Below are 18639 nucleotides of genomic sequence, written 5' to 3'. Positions count from 1 at the left end.
GGTCGGGCAAATGCAAGGCGCAGTGAGCGCGCTTACAAGCTCCAGGAAAGATAAGCCGTCGCTACTGCAGCCGCAATTGAGACTACGCCCAGTATGCCGGAAAGGATCTTTCCGGCAAGGACACGTGCAGCCAGATCGGTCTCCAGTTTTGCTATTAATCCGCTCATTTTATTTCCTTCAAACAGTTCGTGTCGCGTTGCTGGGCATCTAGCAGACAGTGTTCCAAGCGGTCCCGCATCGCTTGCCTGTCGACGGCCGCCCTCTTATGCTCTTGGTCGACGAGGGTTGCGTGGGTCGCCGAGTAAGTCACAATCACAACTACCATGGACAAGATAGAGCCGGCAAAAATACGCATATCCCTGATATGAGGATAACGAAATACATGTCCAGTTGGCAGATCGAGGGAATTGAGCCCAACGATAAATACCGATACCACGATCAACAAGATGTGAATACCGAAAGCAACGCATATCGGGCTAGACCACACCTTGATCGTCTTTATCTCCTGTAGGGAGACAAGTTCATAACAGGTGGCAGCAGCCATCCCCATCACGGCCCACAACAATTCGCCCTTCCCAATCGACTTGACAACATGGTGGTTGCCAACGGTGCAGTGGACGGTGGAATGCCAACCAGCCAAAGCAGGAATAACGGGCCGATCACGGGAATAATAATGTTGATTGCGAACCAACCAAAGCTCGGCAACCAGTAGACATGTTGAATTTCCAAGATAACTCCTGAAAGGCGTCATCTGAAAACCTTCAGCCCTTTGTATTCTCCAAGTGAGCGAAACGGCGGTCAAGCAAGCTCAAGGGCGAAATTTACTCATTTCGGTACAAATCCAGGCCATGCGGTGAACTTTTTAATCACCCGCAGTCACCTCGGCAACAATTTTCTCCAGATCCGCCTCATCACCGAGCACATAAATTTTCTGCTCCCGCAGCACCTGCAAGATAAACCCCTGCTGCTCGCGCAACCGCCGCTTGAAGTCCGGCAGCGTGTACAGGTTGGGATTGATTTTTCGGCGCAACAAGCGCTCCGCCACTGGCAGCCGCGACAGCAGCTCACCGTAGCTGGTGTTCTCGCCGATCAGCAGCAACTCCACCGGCGTGTTCATGCCCTCGTGCTCCTTGGCCGTGGCGCCGTACACGAACGCCACGTTGAGCACGCGCTGCAACGGCGCCAGCGCCGAGTTCAGCACGCTGACCAGGCCAAACGTCTTTCTCACCACGCTCGTCAGTTCTTCGTAGACCATGCAATCAACGTTCGGCTTGAACCGGCGCACGTTGCCGATGCGCTCGGAGACGATCACGCCCGCCTCGTGCAGGCGCTTCAACTCGCGCTGGGCCGAGGCGCTGCCCAGGCCAGTCAGGCGCATGATTTCGTTGAGGTGGTAGCCGTCGGTGGTGCGTATAAAAAGCAAACCCAGCAGTTTCTGCTGGGCGGGAGTGAAGAGGGCTTGAGCGATCATGAGCCAGATCTTAGCATGTATAAATCAGTTGCTGGCAGCGCAAAACAAAGGTGGCAGGCATAAAAAAACGGCGCCCGCAGGCGCCGTTCTTGGAGGACTGGAAGCTGAATTACGCTTCGTCGCCGTGCGGAGTCACCGATTCGGTCACTTCCACATCGCCACCAGACATGGCAGCTTTTTCTGCTTGCAGCAGGGCTTGACGCTCTTCCACTTCCCACAGTTCCTTCTCTTTGCGGGCGCGGTGGAACGCCAGACCAGTGCCGCCCGGGATCAGACGACCAACGATCACGTTTTCTTTCAGGCCGCGCAGACCGTCGCGCTTGCCCATGATCGCCGCTTCCGTCAGCACGCGGGTGGTTTCCTGGAACGATGCGGCCGAGATGAACGAATCGGTCGACAGCGATGCCTTGGTAATACCCAGCAGGACGTTTTCGTAGGTCGCAGGAATCTTGTTCTCGCGGTCCATACGATCGTTTTCGTCCAGCAGTTCCGAACGCTCGACCTGCTCGCCAACGATATAGTTGGTGTCGCCGGCGTTGACGATCTGAACGCGACGCAACATCTGGCGTACGATCACTTCGATGTGCTTGTCGTTAATCTTCACGCCTTGCAGACGGTAAACGTCCTGCACTTCGTCAACGATGTAACGCGCCAGCGCTTCGATACCGAGCAGGCGCAGGATGTCTTGTGGATCGGCCGGGCCGTCCACGATCATCTCGCCCTTGTTCACTACCTGGCCGTCGTGAACCAGCACTTGCTTGTCCTTGGTGATCAGGAACTCGTGCTTGTTGCCGTCCATGTCCGTGATTTCCAGACGCTGCTTGCCCTTGGTTTCTTTACCGAAGGCCACGGTACCGGTGACTTCCGCCAGCATGCCCGCGTCTTTCGGCGAACGTGCTTCGAACAGCTCGGCCACGCGTGGCAGACCACCGGTAATGTCACGGGTTTTCTGCGATTCGGTCGGGATACGCGCCAGAACCTCACCCACGGACACTTGCTGGCCGTCTTTCACCATGATCAGTGCGCCAACCTGGAAACCGATCGCTACAGCGTGTTCGGTACCGGCGATCTTCACTTCGTGACCTTCTTCGTTCAACAGTTTGACCTGTGGACGCAGGGTTTTGGTCAGCGAACCGCGACGCTTGGCATCGATCACAACGAGCGTGGCCAGACCGGTCACTTCGTCCACCTGACGGGCCACGGTCACGCCTTCTTCGACGTTCTCGAAACGCACCGTACCAGCGTACTCGGTGATGATCGGACGGGTCAGCGGATCCCAGGTTGCCAGGGCCGTACCGGCCTTGATGACCAGGCCATCCTTGACGATCAGGGTCGCGCCGTACGGCACTTTATGACGCTCACGCTCACGGCCGTGGTCGTCGGTAATCAGCACTTCGCCCGAACGGGAAATGACGATTTGCGCGCCCTTGCCGTTGGTAACGTAACGCATGGTCGAGGTGAAACGGATGGTACCGTTCGACTTCGCTTCCACCGACGATGCCACTGCTGCACGCGATGCCGCACCACCGATGTGGAAGGTACGCATGGTCAGCTGGGTACCAGGCTCACCAATCGACTGCGCTGCCACCACGCCGACTGCTTCGCCGGAGTTGACCAGCATGCCGCGGCCCAGGTCGCGACCGTAGCACTTGGCGCACAGGCCGAAGCGCGTGTCGCAAGTGAGCGGCGTGCGAACCTTGACTTCGTCGATCGACAGACGCTCGATCTCTTCGACCATGTCTTCGTCCATCAGGGTGCCAGCTTCGTACAGGGTGGACTGGTTTTCCGGATTGACGACGTCGTTGACCACCACGCGGCCGAGGATACGGTCGCGCAGCGCTTCGATGACTTCACCACCTTCAACCAGCGCCTTCATGACGGTACCGTTGGACGTGCCGCAATCATCTTCGATCACGACCAGATCCTGGGTCACGTCAACCAGGCGACGGGTCAGGTAACCGGAGTTCGCGGTTTTCAGTGCCGTATCGGCCAGACCTTTACGAGCGCCGTGGGTCGAAATGAAGTACTGCAACACGTTCAGACCTTCGCGGAAGTTCGCGGTAATCGGCGTTTCGATAATCGAACCGTCCGGTTTGGCCATCAGACCACGCATACCGGCCAGCTGGCGAATCTGCGCTGCCGAACCACGTGCGCCCGAGTCGGCCATCATGTAAATCGCATTGAACGATTCCTGGGTCGACTTGGTGCCGTCACGCTTGATGACGTCTTCCACTTTCAGCTGGTCCATCATGGCCTTGCCGACTTCGTCCGAGGTCTTGCCCCAGATGTCGACGACCTTGTTGTAACGCTCGCCGGCGGTCACCAGACCCGAAGCGTATTGCTGCTCGATCTGTTTGACCTCGGACTCTGCAGCCGAAATCAGGGTGACTTTTTGTGGCGGTACCAGCATGTCGTCCACGCAGATCGAAATACCGGCGCGGGTTGCCAGGCGGAAGCCCGACTGCATCAGTTGGTCAGCAAACACGACCGTCGCGCGCAGACCGCACTTACGGAACGAGGTGTTGATCAACTTGGAAATTTCTTTCTTTTTCAGCGCGCGATTCAGCACCGAGAAAGGCAGGCCTTTCGGCAGGATTTCCGACAGAATGGCGCGGCCAACCGTGGTTTCGTAGCGGGTAACGGTACGGACGAACTCGCCCGTTTCGAGATCTTTTGGATTCTCGACGATACGCACCGTGATACGGGTGGTCAGTTCCACTTCCTTGTTGTCGTAGGCACGGATGACTTCCGACACGTCAGGGAACAGCATGCCCTCGTTTTTCGCATTGATCGCTTCGCGGGTCGCGTAGTACAGACCCAGCACGATATCCTGCGAAGGAACGATCGACGGTTCGCCGTTCGACGGGAACAGGATGTTGTTCGACGCCAGCATCAGCGTACGTGCTTCCATCTGCGCTTCGATCGACAGCGGTACGTGCACAGCCATCTGGTCACCGTCGAAGTCGGCGTTGAACGCCGCGCAAACGAGTGGGTGCAGCTGGATTGCTTTACCTTCAATCAGGACCGGCTCGAACGCCTGGATACCGAGGCGGTGCAGGGTTGGTGCACGGTTGAGCATGATCGGGTGTTCGCGGATCACGTCTTCCAGGATGTCCCAAACCACTGGTTCCTGAATTTCAACCAGTTTCTTCGCTGCCTTGATGGTCGTAGCCAGACCCATCAGTTCCAGCTTGTTGAAGATAAAGGGTTTAAACAGCTCGAGGGCCATCAGCTTCGGCAGACCGCACTGGTGCAGTTTCAGCTGTGGGCCCACCACGATGACCGAACGGCCCGAGTAGTCGACGCGCTTACCGAGCAAGTTCTGACGGAAACGACCGCCCTTACCTTTGATCATCTCGGCCAGCGATTTCAGCGGACGCTTGTTGGCGCCGGTCATCGCTTTGCCGCGACGGCCGTTGTCCAGCAACGAGTCGACTGCTTCTTGCAGCATGCGCTTTTCGTTACGCGTGATGATCTCTGGAGCACGCAGCTCCATCAGGCGCTTCAGACGGTTGTTACGGTTGATCACGCGGCGATACAGATCGTTCAGATCCGAGGTCGCGAAACGGCCGCCGTCCAGCGGGACCAGTGGGCGCAGTTCCGGCGGCAGCACCGGCAGCACTTCCATGATCATCCACTCAGGCTTGATGCCCGAACGCTGGAACGCTTCCAGCACTTTCAGACGCTTGGCGTATTTCTTGATCTTCGCTTCGGACTTCGATTCCTTCAGTTCCACGCGCAGGGTTTCGGCATCGCGGTGGATGTCGATCGAGCGCAGCAGTTCACGGATACCTTCGGCGCCCATGAAGGCGGTGAAGTCGTCGCCGTACTCTTCGTACTTGGCGGCGTAGTCGTCTTCCGACATGATCTGGCACTTCTTCAGCGGGGTCATGCCTGGATCGGTCACGACGTATGCTTCGAAGTACAGCACGCGTTCGATGTCCCGCAGGGTCATGTCCAGGACCATGCCCAGGCGCGACGGCAAGGACTTCAGGAACCAGATGTGCGCGGTTGGCGACGCCAGTTCGATGTGGCCCATGCGTTCACGACGCACTTTGGCCAGGGTGACTTCAACGCCGCACTTTTCGCAGATCACACCGCGGTGCTTGAGGCGCTTGTACTTGCCGCACAGGCATTCGTAGTCCTTGATTGGGCCAAAGATCTTGGCGCAGAACAGGCCGTCGCGCTCAGGCTTGAAGGTACGATAGTTGATGGTTTCCGGCTTTTTAACTTCGCCGTAGGACCACGAACGGATTTTTTCAGGCGAAGCGAGACCGATCTTGATCGCGTCAAAGGTCTCGTTCGTCTGTACTTGCTTGAATAGATCGAGCAGTGCTTTCATGTATCACTCCAGTAGTGATTAAATTCTTTCAAAGTCGTCATTCCCGCGAAAGCGGGAATCCATGCTGAGCGTGCATCACGAAGGCTCAAACTCAGTATGGATCCCCGCTTTCGCGAGGATGACGGCGGCCGGCTATTAGTTACGTTCCAGGTCGATATCGATACCCAGGGAACGAATCTCTTTCACCAGCACGTTGAACGATTCCGGCATGCCGGCATCGATCACGTGGTCGCCCTTGACGAGGTTTTCGTACACTTTGGTACGGCCATTCACGTCATCGGACTTCACGGTCAACATCTCTTGCAGCACGTACGATGCGCCGTACGCTTCCAGTGCCCACACCTCCATCTCACCGAAACGCTGGCCACCGAACTGGGCTTTACCACCCAGTGGCTGCTGCGTTACCAGCGAGTAAGGACCGGTCGAACGCGCGTGCATCTTGTCGTCAACCAGGTGGTGCAGTTTCAGCATGTGCATTACGCCAACGGTGACCTTGCGCTCGAATGCTTCGCCGGTGCGGCCGTCGTACATGGTGACCTGGTTCTTCGATGGGGTCATGCCCAGCTTGGCAGCGACATCATCAGGATACGCCAGGTCGAGCATGCGGCGGATTTCCGATTCGTGCGCACCGTCGAATACCGGGGTGGCGAACGGCACACCTTTTTTCAGGTTGTACGCCAGGCCCATGATCTCTTCGTCGCTGAACTGGTCCAGGTCTTCCGGACGGCCCGACTCGTTGTAGACCGTGGTCAGGTACTTGCGCATCTCTTCGACCTTGATCTGCGCTTGCAGCATTTCGCCGATACGGATGCCCAGGCCCTTCGCTGCCCAGCCCAGGTGGGTCTCGAGAATCTGACCCACGTTCATACGCGATGGCACACCCAGCGGGTTCAGTACCACGTCGGCCGGCGTACCGTCCGCCATGTATGGCATGTCTTCCACGGGAACGATGCGCGATACCACACCCTTGTTACCGTGACGACCTGCCATCTTGTCGCCCGACTGCAGGCGGCGTTTAACGGCCAGGTACACCTTGACCATTTTTTGCACGCCAGGTTGCAGCTCGTCGCCCTGGGTCAGCTTCTTGCGCTTCTCTTCGAAGGCCAGATCGAACTGGTGACGCTTCTCGGCGATCGATTCCTTGATCGCTTCGAGTGCGGTGGCAGCGGCATCTTCCGATGGACGGATGTCGAACCAGTGGTACTTGTCCAGATCGTCCAGGTATTCCTTGGTGATCTTGGCGCCTTTGGCCAGCTTTTTAGGCCCACCGTTGACCACCTGGTTGATCAGCATTTTTTCCAGGCGCTGGAAGGCATCGCCCTCCACGATACGCATCTGGTCGTTCAGGTCCAGGCGGAAACGCTTGAGTTCATCGTCGATGATCTGTTGCGCGCGCTTGTCACGAACGATGCCTTCACGGGTGAACACTTGCACGTCGATCACGGTGCCGACCATGCCCGAAGGCACGCGCAGCGAGGTGTCTTTGACGTCCGAAGCTTTCTCGCCGAAGATCGCGCGCAGCAGCTTTTCTTCCGGGGTCAGCTGGGTTTCGCCTTTAGGCGTCACTTTACCGACCAGGGTGTCGCCGGCGGTGACTTCTGCGCCGATGTACACGATGCCCGACTCGTCCAGGCGTGCCAGTTGATTTTCGGCCAGGTTCGAGATATCACGGGTGATTTCTTCGGCGCCCAGCTTGGTATCACGTGCAACAACGCTCAGTTCTTCGATGTGAATCGAAGTGTAACGGTCGTCTTTCACGACGTTTTCCGAGATCAGGATCGAATCTTCGAAGTTCAGACCATTCCATGGCATGAACGCCACGGTCATGTTCTGGCCCAGTGCCAGCTCGCCCAGGTCGGTCGATGCGCCGTCGGCGATGACGTCGCCCTTGGCCACGCGGTCGCCGACTTTGACGATCGGACGCTGGTTGATGTTGGTGTTCTGGTTCGAACGGGTGTACTTGATCAGGTTGTAGATGTCCACACCGACTTCGCCGGCGGTGGCTTCTTCATCGTTGACGCGAATCACGACACGGCCCGCATCGATGTAGTCGACCAGGCCGCCACGCAGCGCCTGCACGGTGGTGCCCGAGTCGACTGCCACGGTGCGTTCGATACCAGTACCGACCAGCGCTTTTTCAGGGCGCAGGCAAGGAACTGCCTGGCGCTGCATGTTGGCGCCCATCAGTGCACGGTTCGCATCATCGTGTTCCAGGAACGGAATCAGCGACGCTGCAACGGATACGATCTGGCCTGGGGCCACGTCCATGTACTGGACGCGCTCTGGCGATACCAGGATGGTTTCGCCGGCTTCACGCGACGACACCAGTTCATCGACCAGGGTGCCGGTCTCATCGACTTTGGCGTTCGCCTGGGCGATGATGTAGCGGCCTTCTTCGATCGCCGACAGGTAATCGATCTGCTCGGTGACCTTGGAACCGTCGACCTTGCGGTACGGGGTTTCCAGGAAGCCGTATTCGTTCAGGCGGGCGTACAGGGCCAGCGAGTTGATCAGGCCGATGTTCGGGCCTTCAGGCGTTTCGATCGGGCACACGCGGCCGTAGTGGGTCGGGTGCACGTCGCGCACCTCGAAGCCGGCACGTTCGCGGGTCAGACCGCCAGGTCCCAGGGCGGAGACACGACGTTTGTGCGTGATTTCCGACAGCGGGTTGGTCTGGTCCATAAACTGCGACAGCTGCGACGAACCGAAGAATTCACGGATCGCGGCCGAGATCGGCTTGCTGTTGATCAGGTCGTGCGGCATCAGGTTGTCCGCTTCGGCCTGGCCGAGGCGTTCCTTGACAGCGCGCTCAACACGCACCAGGCCGGCACGGAATTGATTCTCCGCCAGTTCGCCGACGCAACGTACGCGACGGTTACCCAGGTGATCGATGTCATCGACTTCGCCGCGACCGTTGCGCAGCTCGACCAGGATCTTGATCACGGCCAGCACGTCTTCGTTCGACAGCGTCATGGCGCCGGTCAGTTCGTCACGGCCGATACGGCGGTTGAACTTCATGCGACCCACGGCCGACAGGTCGTAACGCTCAGGGCTGTAGAACAAGCCGTTGAACAGTGCTTCGACCGAGTCTTCGGTTGGCGGTTCGCCAGGACGCATCATGCGGTAGATCGCCACGCGAGCGGCGGTCTGGTCGGCGGTGTCGTCCATGCGCAGGGTTTGCGAGATGTAGCCGCCCTGGTCCAGGTCGTTGGTGTACAGGGTCTGGATGTCGGCGATGCCGGCATCGCGCAGACGGTTCAGTACGTCTTCGGTCAGTTCTTCGTTGGCGGACGCGACAACTTCGCCGGTCTCCGGATCAACGATGTTCTTGGCCAGCACGCGGCCCAGCAGGTAGTCTTCCGGCACCGAGATGTGTTTCAGACCGGCAGCGTCGATGTCGCGCACATGCTTGGCATTGATGCGCTTGTCTTTCATGACGATGGCCTTGGCCGACTTCGGATCGACGATGTCGAAGCGCGCGACTTCGCCGCGCAGGCGTTCGGCAACGAATTCCATTTCCGCGCCTTCGGAGCGCAGGTGGAAATTGTCGAAGACAAAGAAGTTAGCCAGGATCTGTTCCGGCGTCATGCCGATGGCCTTGAGCAGGATCGATACCGGCATCTTGCGGCGACGGTCGACGCGGAAGTACAGGATGTCTTTCGGGTCGAACTCGAAGTCCAGCCACGAGCCGCGGTAAGGAATGATACGGGCCGAGAACAGCAGTTTGCCGGACGAGTGGGTCTTGCCGCGGTCGTGTTCGAAGAACACACCCGGGGAGCGATGCAGCTGCGAAACGATAACACGCTCGGTACCATTGATCACGAACGAACCGGTGGTGGTCATCAGGGGCAGCTCGCCCATGTAGACTTCCTGTTCCTTCATTTCCTTGACGACCGGTTTGGTCGGCGATTCCTTGTCCAGGATCACCAGGCGCACCTTGGCGCGCAGCGGTGACGCGAACGTCAGGCCACGCAGTTGGCATTCCTTGACGTCGAAGGCAGGATCGCCCAGAACGTACGACAGGAATTCGAGACGCGCAAAGCCATTGTGCGAAACGATAGGGAAAATCGAGGTAAAGGCCGACTGCAGGCCGTCGTTCTTGCGTGCGGATGCGCTAACATCTTCTTGCAAGAAACTGTGGTAGGACTCGAGCTGGGTAGCCAGCAGGAACGGAACGTTGTGAACGTTGGCGCGCTTCGCGAATGATTTGCGAATGCGTTTCTTCTCAGTAAATGAGTAGTGCATGGACACTCCGTGAGTGACAGAAAGGAAAAAAATTCAGGTTTTGCCAGTGCACTGCCAGCCACTTCAGCAACAATCTCGGCTGCGTGTCACACAGACGAAACCTGAAATCTCTACCATTTCCAGCGGATCAATTGGAACTGCAACGTCTTGACAACGTTACAAATACGACACAGACGACAAAGGAGCCAAAGCCGGGATTTCCCCCGGTAAAGAGAGAAATCCCGCAGCTTTGGCTCGTGGCGCTAAGTGGTAGCCGCCAATACAGCTTGAATTACTTCAGTTCGGCCTTGGCGCCAGCTTCTTCCAGCTTTTTCTTAGCGGCTTCAGCGTCAGCTTTCGACAGAGCTTCTTTAACGGTTTTTGGTGCGCCGTCAACAACGTCTTTGGCTTCTTTCAGGCCCAGACCGGTGATTTCGCGAACTGCTTTAATCACGCCAACTTTGTTCGCGCCGATTTCGGTCAGAACCAGGTTGAATTCGGTCTGCTCTTCAACAGCAGCTGCAGCAGCGCCGCCAGCAGCAGGAGCTGCCATTGCAGCGGCCGAAACGCCGAATTTTTCTTCGAATGCCTTAACCAGGTCGTTCAGGTCCATTACGGACATTTCGCTCACTGCGTTCAGGATGTCGTCTTTGCTAATTGCCATTTGAAACTCCAATAATTTTGATTCGTTTAATACATCAGATAGCTACTTGAAAAAAACCCGCCCCGGCCGTTGGGCCGGGATGCATCAGCTGATTAAGCTTCTGCAGGAGCTTCTTCTGCTGCAACTTCAGCAGCAGGAGCACCTTCGGATTTTTTCGCTGCCAGAGCAGCCAGACCACGTGCGAAGCCCGATACCGGAGCCAGCATAACGCCCAACAGCTGCGAGATGAGGACTTCACGGCTAGGAATGCTCGCCAACGCGGCAACAGCGGACTTATCCAGCTGCTTGCCTGCGTAGTTACCGGCAGTGATGACCAGTTTGTCGTTGGTTTTAGCGAAGTCAGCGATGACTTTAGCTGCTGCAACGGCGTCGTCCGAGATCGAATAGATCAGCGGACCGGTCATGCTGTCTGCCAGCGAGGCGAACTGCGTGCCTTCGACAGCGCGACGAGCGAGGGTGTTTTTCAACACTCGCAGGTACACGCCTTGAGCACGCGCCTTGGCACGGAGTTGCGTCAAGTGAGCAACCTGGATGCCACGATACTCGGCCACGACGATGGTTTGCGCAGTTGCTACTTTTGCGGAAACTTCGGCGACGACGGCCTTTTTGTCATTCAGATTGAGACCCACGGTCAATCTCCTTAAATGATAACCAGCCCAATTGCCGGTTATCGGTTCGAACAACGGCGTCCGAGGTTAGGAGTCCAATGGACTGCAAAACTTGGTCGGGAACACCATCTGCGTTGGGTGAAACAACTCAATTAACCGGATGCCTGCCTGATGCACCTGGCCCAACGGTCTTTGATTGCGACTGCCACTTGCATGGCAGCCATCCCAAAGAACTGCGCCGAGCTTTTCAGCTCAGCGACTTAATTTAGTCAGTGGGTATCAGGGTCGAACACGCTGCGCGTATCCGCTCCTGACACCCAAGTGTCAGCTTATCAAGCAGCCAGGGTAGTCTGGTCAACACGGACGCCAGCGCCCATGGTCGACGACAGCGATACCTTGCGCAGGTATACACCCTTGCTCGATGCTGGCTTGGCTTTGTTCAGTGCGTCGATCAGGGCAACCAGGTTGCTCTTCAGATCTGCATCAGCGAACGATTTGCGGCCGATGGTCGCGTGGATGATACCGGCTTTGTCGGTACGGTACTGAACTTGACCGGCTTTCGCGTTTTTCACGGCGGTAGCGACGTCAGGGGTTACGGTGCCGACTTTCGGGTTAGGCATCAGGCCACGTGGGCCCAGGATCTGGCCCAGGGTACCAACGATACGCATGGTGTCTGGCGAAGCGATGACGATATCGAAAGGCATGTCGCCGGCTTTGACGCGCTCGGCCAGGTCTTCCATACCAACAACATCAGCGCCTGCTGCTTTAGCGGCTTCAGCTTTTTCGCCCGAAGCGAACACAGCTACGCGAACTGTTTTGCCGGTGCCAGCTGGCAGCACGACGGAACCGCGAACGACCTGGTCCGATTTCTTCGGATCCACACCCAGTTGTACCGACACGTCGATCGATTCATTGAACTTGGCGGTAGCCAGTTCCTTGATCAGAGCGACGGCATTGTCGAAACCGTAGGACTTGGTGCTATCAATCTTCGACTTGATAACTTTTGCGCGTTTGGACAGTTTTGCCATGATTACAGACCTTCCACCGTGATGCCCATCGAACGTGCGGAACCAGCGATGGTGCGTACAGCAGCATCCATGTCGGCAGCGGTCAGATCTGGGGTTTTCAATTTAGCGATTTCTTCAGCTTGGGCGCGGGTCAGCGTACCGACTTTGTCGGTATGTGGCTTCGGCGAACCCTTGGTGATGCCAGCGTGTTTCTTGATCAGGAAGGTTGCTGGTGGAGTCTTCATCACGAAGGTGAAGGACTTGTCAGCAAACGCGGTGATCACGACTGGAATCGGCATGCCTGGCTCCAGACCTTGGGTCTGTGCATTGAAGGCCTTGCAGAATTCCATGATGTTCAGACCGCGCTGACCCAGCGCTGGGCCGATCGGTGGGGATGGGTTTGCTTTACCAGCTGGCACTTGCAGCTTGATAAAACCAATGATTTTCTTTGCCATGATGGCTCCTGTCTTGGATATGAGTAGTAGCGCCCCGCGATGCGCTGAACTGCATGCGGGGCTCCTCTTTTGCCAGATTTGTCAGGTTTTTACACCGTCGCCCGTTCTGGCGAACGGTGCTGCTTATACTTTTTCGACCTGGCCGAACTCGAGCTCGACTGGAGTTGCGCGGCCGAAGATGGTGACCGAGACGCGCACTTTCGATTTCTCGTAGTTCACTTCCTCGACGTTGCCGTTGAAGTCGGTGAACGGGCCATCCTTGATGCGGACCTGTTCGCCCACTTCGTACAGCACTTTTGGCCGTGGCTTCTCGACACCTTCTTGCATCTGCTGCATGATCTTGTCGATCTCGCGGGCAGGAATCGGGGTCGGCTTGTTCGATTTGCCGCCGATGAAACCGGTGACCTTGCTGGTGTTTTTGACCAGGTGCCAGGTTTCGTCGGTCATTTCCATTTCCACCAGCACGTAGCCAGGGAAGAAACGACGCTCGGTGACGGACTTTTGACCGTTTTTCACTTCGACTACTTCTTCAGTTGGCACCAGGATCTGGCCGAACTGGTCTTGCATGCCGGCGCGCTCTACGCGCTCGGTCAGCGCGCGCTGCACGCTTTTTTCCATACCGGAATACGCATGAACAACGTACCAGCGCTTGTTGCTTACTGGGACGCTGATTGGCGCTGCGCCAGCTTCTTGTGCAGGCACTTCGCCTTGCACGTCTTCTTGCACATTTTCGCTCATTATTTTCGTATGCCCAGAATGAGATCGTATAACAGGAATTCCAGCGTCTTATCCGTGCCCCACAGGAACAGCGCCATGACCAGAACAAAGGCAAACACGATGCCGGTGATCTGCATCGCTTCGCGACGGGTAGGCCAGACGACCTTTTTTGTTTCGCGAACGGCTTCTTGGGCAAAGTTCAGGAAATCACGGCCAGTCGACGAAGTCCACAAGAGCAGAACGGCAAAAGCCAAACCAGCTACAAGTGCGCCCGCGCGCACCAGAGCTGGTTTGTCCGACAGGTAATAAAACCCGACCACACCTGCGATTGCGACGGCGATGGCCAGCGCAACCTTAATCTTGTCATTCGACGTGCTGACGGTCTGCACGGATTGATTAGACATTGTATTTTACTTTCGGTGCCCTGCACCAGATTCGGTGGCAGGGGCGGAGGGCCTCGAACCCCCAACCTTCGGTTTTGGAGACCGACGCTCTGCCAATTGAGCTACGCCCCTTCCGAGTACTACTTACAAAGGATTTCGATTATACCACCAGGGACACCCCTGGTGGCCAATCCGCCATCCTAATTAGGCGATGATTTTTGCTACGACGCCTGCACCAACGGTACGGCCACCTTCGCGGATAGCGAAGCGCAGACCTTCTTCCATCGCGATCGGGTTGATCAGCTTGACGGTGATCGACACGTTATCGCCTGGCATAACCATTTCTTTGTCCGCTGGCAGTTCGATCGAACCGGTCACGTCAGTCGTACGGAAGTAGAACTGTGGGCGATAGTTGTTGAAGAACGGGGTATGACGGCCGCCTTCATCTTTCGACAGAACGTAGATCTCGCCGGTGAAGTGGTTGTGCGGCTTGATCGATGCTGGCTTGGCCAGAACCTGACCACGCTGTACATCTTCACGCTTGGTGCCGCGCAGCAGCAGACCGACGTTGTCGCCAGCTTGACCCTGGTCCAGCAGCTTGCGGAACATTTCCACGCCGGTGCAAGTGGTTTTGACGGTATCGATAATGCCGACGATTTCGATCTCTTCGCCGACCTTGATGATGCCGCGCTCGATACGACCGGTCACAACGGTACCGCGACCCGAGATCGAGAACACGTCTTCCACTGGCATCAGGAAGGCGCCATCGACTGCGCGCTCTGGCGTAGGGATGTAGCTGTCCAGTGCATCGGCCAGACGCATGATGGCGTCAACGCCCATCTCGCCTTCTTTGCCTTCCAGCGCCATACGTGCCGAACCTTTGATGATCGGTACGTCGTCGCCTGGGAACTCGTATTTCGACAGCAACTCACGCACTTCCATTTCGACCAGTTCCAGCAGTTCTGCGTCGTCGACCAGATCGCACTTGTTCAGGAACACGATGATGTATGGAACGCCAACTTGACGGGCCAGCAGGATGTGCTCGCGGGTCTGTGGCATTGGGCCGTCGGCTGCGGAGCAAACCAGGATCGCGCCGTCCATCTGTGCTGCGCCGGTGATCATGTTTTTGATGTAATCGGCGTGGCCTGGGCAGTCAACGTGCGCGTAGTGACGGGCAGCGGTTTCGTACTCGACGTGGGCGGTGTTGATGGTAATGCCGCGTGCTTTTTCTTCTGGTGCAGCGTCGATCTGGTCGTAGGCTTTAGCTTCGCCGCCGAATTTCTTCGACAGAACGGTAGCGATTGCAGCGGTCAGGGTGGTCTTGCCGTGGTCAACGTGACCAATGGTGCCGACGTTGACGTGCGGCTTGGTCCGCTCGAATTTCTCTTTTGCCATTTTAGACTCCTAACGATGTGGGGTGATTGCCCGGGCCTACGCCCGACTGCTGACTTGATACTTGTATACTTTGGAAAAACTGATGGCTGCGCAAGGCAGCCAATACTGCGTACTGCGAATTCTGGTGCCCTTTACGTGGATTGAACACGTGGCCTCTCCCTTACCAAGGGAGTGCTCTACCACTGAGCTAAAAGGGCTGATTGGGTACTGCTTTATTGTGTACTACGGTGATGCCCTGATTGCGCATCGGCATTGCAACAACACTGGAGCGGGTGAAGGGAATCGAACCCTCGTCGTAAGCTTGGAAGGCTTCTGCTCTACCATTGAGCTACACCCGCGAGGTATCGTTCATTTCACTACTATCAGTCTCACTGCAACAACTTGGTGGAGGGGGCTGGATTCGAACCAGCGTACTCATAGAGAACGGATTTACAGTCCGTCGCCTTTAACCACTCGGCCACCCCTCCGCGAGGAACCGCAGAGTATGAAGCAACTTCTTTGACCTGTCAACTGCGTCTGACATTATTTCGTGTCGTTGCAATTAACTGTCTGCTTCGGGGCGAGATTGTAACTGCTCGAACTGCAAATGTGCAAGTGTTGTTTTTAAGTTGAATGGGATGCCGAAATTTCAGGCAGCCGGCGTGTGGCCGATCGACGGATCGCGCTCGATCAGGTCGAACAGCGCCGCCACCACCTCCGGGTCGAACTGGGCGCCGGACCGCTCGCGGATGTACTGCACCACTTCGCTGTGCGGCCACGGGTCCTTGTACGGCCGCTCGTGCAGCAGCGAGTCGAACACATCGACCACCGCCACCACGCGCGCAGCAAACGGAATGGCGCGGCCCTTGAGGCCCTGCGGGTAGCCGTTGCCGTCGAAGTGCTCGTGGTGGCCGCCGGCGATCTGGGCGCCGTAGGTCAGGTAGCTGACGCCATCGACCATGTTGGCCGCGCGCTCGAGAATCGCCTGCCCCACGCCCGCGTGCTCGCGCATGCGCACGCGCTCCTCCGGTGTGTGCGGACCGGGCTTGAGCAGCACGGCGTCGGGCGTGGCCACCTTGCCGACGTCGTGCAGGATGCTGGCCAGGCCGATCATTTCCAGCAACTGCGGGGTGATCTCGTCGGCATACGCGCCGCGCTCGGCCACCCGCTGCGCCAGCGCCGTGGACAGTTGCTGTACCCGCCGCACATGGCCGCCGGTGGTGTCGTCGCGGAACTCGGCCAGGTCGGCCAGCGCCACCACCGTGGCTTCCTGCGCCTTGCGCAACTGGCCGAACATGTACAGGTTGTCGAACGCCGCCGCAATGCGCTGGCAGAACACCTCCAGCAGGTCGCGCTGGATCTGCGCCAGCGGCCACGGCGGCGAGACCGAAATGGCCACTTCGCGGTTTTCCTGCGTGTGGATGAACAGCACGTTGGCCGGGTGGTCGAACTGGCTTTTCTTTTCAGCGAAGGCCTTGGCAATGGCCGGCCACAATGGGTGCTCGAAGGGCATGGCTTCGGACTCGGCCAGCGCCGCATAGCCGCCGGTGGCAGCCACCACGCTGGTGGCGCCGGTGCCGCCCTGCATCACGCACAGCACGCCGTCGGCGCCCACGTCGAGGATGGCGCTGACCTGGTGGAGCACGCCGGAGGCGAATTCACGCAGCGAATGGATCTGGTACAGGTTGGTGGCGCCCGACAGGATCTTGCCCAGGCCGGCGCGGCTGCGCTCGAGCATATTGAGGCTCTCGTACGCGCGCAGCGACGAGATCACCGTAGTGAACAGCTTTTGCGTGGTCAGCTCGGTCTTGGCCTTGTAGTCGTTGATGTCGTATTCGATGATCACGCGCTGCTCGGGCGCCTGGCCCGGCTGGCCGGTGCGCAGCACCACCCGCACGATCTGGTTGTCGAGTTCCTCGCGGATGCGGCGCGCCAGGATCAGCCCGGCGTCGTCGGTTTCCATCACCACGTCGAGCAGCACCAGCGCAATGTCGGGCGTATCGCGCAGGATGGCGTAGCCTTCGCGGCCGCTATAGGCCGAAAACAGCTCCAGCTCGCGTCCCTTGAAGCTCACATTGCGCAGCGCCAGCCGCGTGACCGCATGTACATCGACATCGTCGTCGACGATCAGCACGCGCCAGTGGCGCGGTTCCGGGCCGCCGGCGACTGGCGGGGGAAGCTCCTCGTCTTCCTCGATCAGCCAGTCGTCCTCGGTGGCGTGGGAATCGGTCATGCGGACTATCTCCTGTAGTGTCACGTGCGGATGATATTGCCTAGCATAATCAGAATCCTACACGGTGACAAGCCCGATGGAAGTCGGCAAACCGGCGCGCAACAACCGCGTCTGGCGGCGCTGCAGGCAAGCTTGCGACTTGCTTAATGGAAAACCTAGAGCAGCGAGCCAGGGCGTGGGTTGGCGTCGGCCGCGTGGCTCGAGACGGGCGTGACGGACGCCGCGCAGGAGGCGGCATTGTCGAGGTTCTGGTAGCGGATTTCGTACTTGCCATTGGCCAGCTGATCGACCATGTACTTGTCGTGCGCCTGCACGTACGCGTAGCGCACGTTGGCACGGCGATCGACATCGTAGACCTTGATGAACACGGCCGAGGCATTGTTGGCGTTGTCGAGCATGAGCTGCATGTCGTCACCGCGGTTGCCGACCGAAAAACCGTCGAGATAGCCGGACTGGCGCGGCCAGGGTTCGCCATTGGGCGCCAGCCCGGTTTGCGCCAGGGTGGCGGTGTCGTTATTGTCGCAGTCGCCGCGCGGCAGCACCACCTGCGACATGGCCACCACCTTGACGCCGGCCGGCCGGTCGGACAGGCCGATGCGGTCGGCCGCAGCCAGGGCGTCGTGCGGTTCGGACGGTGCCTCCGGCTCGGCGGCGCGGGCCTGCGAAATGCCCGGCGGCGCTTTACCGCCCCAGGCTTTCTCCAGCCAGCGTGGCTCGGACGTTACCGTGCCGCCCACCCAGCCCGCCGCCAGGCAACCGAACAGCATGCAGCCCCACTTCCAGCGCGCCAGCGGCTTGCGCTTGCGCGGCGCGCGGTCCACCGTCTCGGGCTGCCAATGGTCGGCGTCGGGACGCCCCTTGTCGCCGCGATGGTCTTCGTGGCGGGTGCTTTCCACCCAGTCCACTTCCCATTCCTCGGCCGCGATCCACTCGTCGTGCTCCTTGCGGCGCTGGGGGTCGGACAAGGTGGTGTAAGCGCCATTGACGATGGCCATGATGCGCGCGGCTTTTTCATCGCCCGGGTTCTTGTCCGGGTGATATTTCTGACTGAGCGCCTTGTAGGCCGCACGTATGACCTCCTGCGGCGCCATGCGCGACACCTTCAGGTTGTCATAGTGAGTATGTACTTTGCCCATCTGTGCAATGCTGGCCGCGGCGGTA

13 protein-coding genes and 4 tRNA genes are annotated in these 18639 nt (G+C 58.3%); all 17 read right to left on the bottom strand.

What is annotated here, in order from left to right; translation table 11 throughout:
- Positions 1-163: 163 nt before the first annotated feature.
- Complete coding sequence (locus J2X54_RS02835; RefSeq protein ID WP_310177479.1) at positions 164-802, bottom strand: hypothetical protein; 639 nt, start codon at positions 800-802, stop codon at positions 164-166.
- 60 nt (positions 803-862) lie between these two features.
- On the bottom strand, positions 863-1471 hold the full coding sequence (locus tag J2X54_RS02830; RefSeq protein WP_070246952.1) for a winged helix-turn-helix domain-containing protein: 609 nt from the start codon (positions 1469-1471) through the stop codon (positions 863-865).
- A 109-nt stretch (positions 1472-1580) separates the two neighbouring features.
- Positions 1581-5813 (bottom strand): DNA-directed RNA polymerase subunit beta', encoded by a 4233-nt coding sequence (rpoC, locus tag J2X54_RS02825; RefSeq protein ID WP_070246951.1) that lies wholly within the window; start codon positions 5811-5813, stop codon positions 1581-1583.
- 135 nt (positions 5814-5948) lie between these two features.
- Positions 5949-10058, bottom strand: coding sequence for a DNA-directed RNA polymerase subunit beta (gene rpoB / locus J2X54_RS02820; protein WP_310177474.1), 4110 nt, complete (start codon positions 10056-10058; stop codon positions 5949-5951).
- Positions 10059-10329: 271 nt separating this feature from the next.
- Complete coding sequence (gene rplL / locus J2X54_RS02815) at positions 10330-10701, bottom strand: 50S ribosomal protein L7/L12 (RefSeq protein ID WP_070246949.1); 372 nt, start codon at positions 10699-10701, stop codon at positions 10330-10332.
- 92 nt (positions 10702-10793) lie between these two features.
- Complete coding sequence (rplJ, locus tag J2X54_RS02810; protein ID WP_070246996.1) at positions 10794-11330, bottom strand: 50S ribosomal protein L10; 537 nt, start codon at positions 11328-11330, stop codon at positions 10794-10796.
- 311 nt (positions 11331-11641) lie between these two features.
- Positions 11642-12337, bottom strand: coding sequence for a 50S ribosomal protein L1 (rplA, locus tag J2X54_RS02805; RefSeq protein WP_070246948.1), 696 nt, complete (start codon positions 12335-12337; stop codon positions 11642-11644).
- 2 nt (positions 12338-12339) lie between these two features.
- The gene (gene rplK, locus J2X54_RS02800; RefSeq protein WP_070246947.1) at positions 12340-12771 is read right to left on the bottom strand and encodes a 50S ribosomal protein L11; all 432 of its coding nucleotides are present in this window, start codon (positions 12769-12771) and stop codon (positions 12340-12342) included.
- A gap of 123 nt (positions 12772-12894) precedes the next feature.
- Positions 12895-13509 carry a transcription termination/antitermination protein NusG gene (gene nusG / locus J2X54_RS02795; RefSeq protein ID WP_056139862.1) on the bottom strand — a complete coding sequence of 205 codons (615 nt, stop codon included), beginning with the start codon at positions 13507-13509 and terminating at the stop codon, positions 12895-12897.
- A complete protein-coding gene (secE, locus tag J2X54_RS02790) occupies positions 13509-13892 on the bottom strand; it encodes a preprotein translocase subunit SecE (RefSeq protein ID WP_070246946.1) in 384 nt (127 codons plus the stop codon). The genes nusG and secE overlap by 1 nt, the downstream gene beginning before the upstream one ends.
- Positions 13893-13927: 35 nt before the next feature.
- A tRNA-Trp gene (locus tag J2X54_RS02785) sits at positions 13928-14003 on the bottom strand.
- 72 nt (positions 14004-14075) lie between these two features.
- Positions 14076-15266 carry an elongation factor Tu gene (gene tuf, locus J2X54_RS02780; RefSeq protein ID WP_310177466.1) on the bottom strand — a complete coding sequence of 397 codons (1191 nt, stop codon included), beginning with the start codon at positions 15264-15266 and terminating at the stop codon, positions 14076-14078.
- A gap of 122 nt (positions 15267-15388) precedes the next feature.
- Positions 15389-15463, bottom strand: a tRNA-Thr gene (locus J2X54_RS02775).
- A gap of 67 nt (positions 15464-15530) precedes the next feature.
- Positions 15531-15604: transfer RNA gene (locus tag J2X54_RS02770), tRNA-Gly, on the bottom strand.
- A 44-nt stretch (positions 15605-15648) separates the two neighbouring features.
- Positions 15649-15733 (bottom strand) — tRNA-Tyr (locus tag J2X54_RS02765).
- 161 nt (positions 15734-15894) lie between these two features.
- Positions 15895-17478, bottom strand: a complete 1584-nt coding sequence (locus J2X54_RS02760; RefSeq protein WP_070246553.1) for a DUF3369 domain-containing protein — start codon at positions 17476-17478, stop codon at positions 15895-15897.
- Positions 17479-17633: 155 nt separating this feature from the next.
- Entirely contained in the window at positions 17634-18614 is a 981-nt protein-coding gene (locus J2X54_RS02755; protein WP_310177461.1) for a J domain-containing protein, read from the bottom strand.
- Positions 18615-18639: the final 25 nt, after the last annotated feature.

It is taken from the genome of Duganella sp. 3397 (assembly GCF_031456625.1).
Classification (GTDB): domain Bacteria; phylum Pseudomonadota; class Gammaproteobacteria; order Burkholderiales; family Burkholderiaceae_D; genus Rugamonas; species Rugamonas phyllosphaerae.
This window is presented reverse-complemented; position numbering and strand designations above follow the sequence as displayed.

Coding starts and splice junctions, on each gene's coding strand:
- J2X54_RS02830 (WP_070246952.1), bottom strand. CDS start 1,471: ATGATCGCTCAAGCCCTCTTCACTCCCGCCCAGCAGAAACTGCTGGGT.
- rpoC (WP_070246951.1), bottom strand. CDS start 5,813: ATGAAAGCACTGCTCGATCTATTCAAGCAAGTACAGACGAACGAGACC.
- rpoB (WP_310177474.1), bottom strand. CDS start 10,058: ATGCACTACTCATTTACTGAGAAGAAACGCATTCGCAAATCATTCGCG.
- rplL (WP_070246949.1), bottom strand. CDS start 10,701: ATGGCAATTAGCAAAGACGACATCCTGAACGCAGTGAGCGAAATGTCC.
- rplA (WP_070246948.1), bottom strand. CDS start 12,337: ATGGCAAAACTGTCCAAACGCGCAAAAGTTATCAAGTCGAAGATTGAT.
- rplK (WP_070246947.1), bottom strand. CDS start 12,771: ATGGCAAAGAAAATCATTGGTTTTATCAAGCTGCAAGTGCCAGCTGGT.
- nusG (WP_056139862.1), bottom strand. CDS start 13,509: ATGAGCGAAAATGTGCAAGAAGACGTGCAAGGCGAAGTGCCTGCACAA.
- secE (WP_070246946.1), bottom strand. CDS start 13,892: ATGTCTAATCAATCCGTGCAGACCGTCAGCACGTCGAATGACAAGATT.
- tuf (WP_310177466.1), bottom strand. CDS start 15,266: ATGGCAAAAGAGAAATTCGAGCGGACCAAGCCGCACGTCAACGTCGGC.
- J2X54_RS02760 (WP_070246553.1), bottom strand. CDS start 17,478: ATGACCGATTCCCACGCCACCGAGGACGACTGGCTGATCGAGGAAGAC.
- J2X54_RS02755 (WP_310177461.1), bottom strand. CDS start 18,614: ATGGGCAAAGTACATACTCACTATGACAACCTGAAGGTGTCGCGCATG.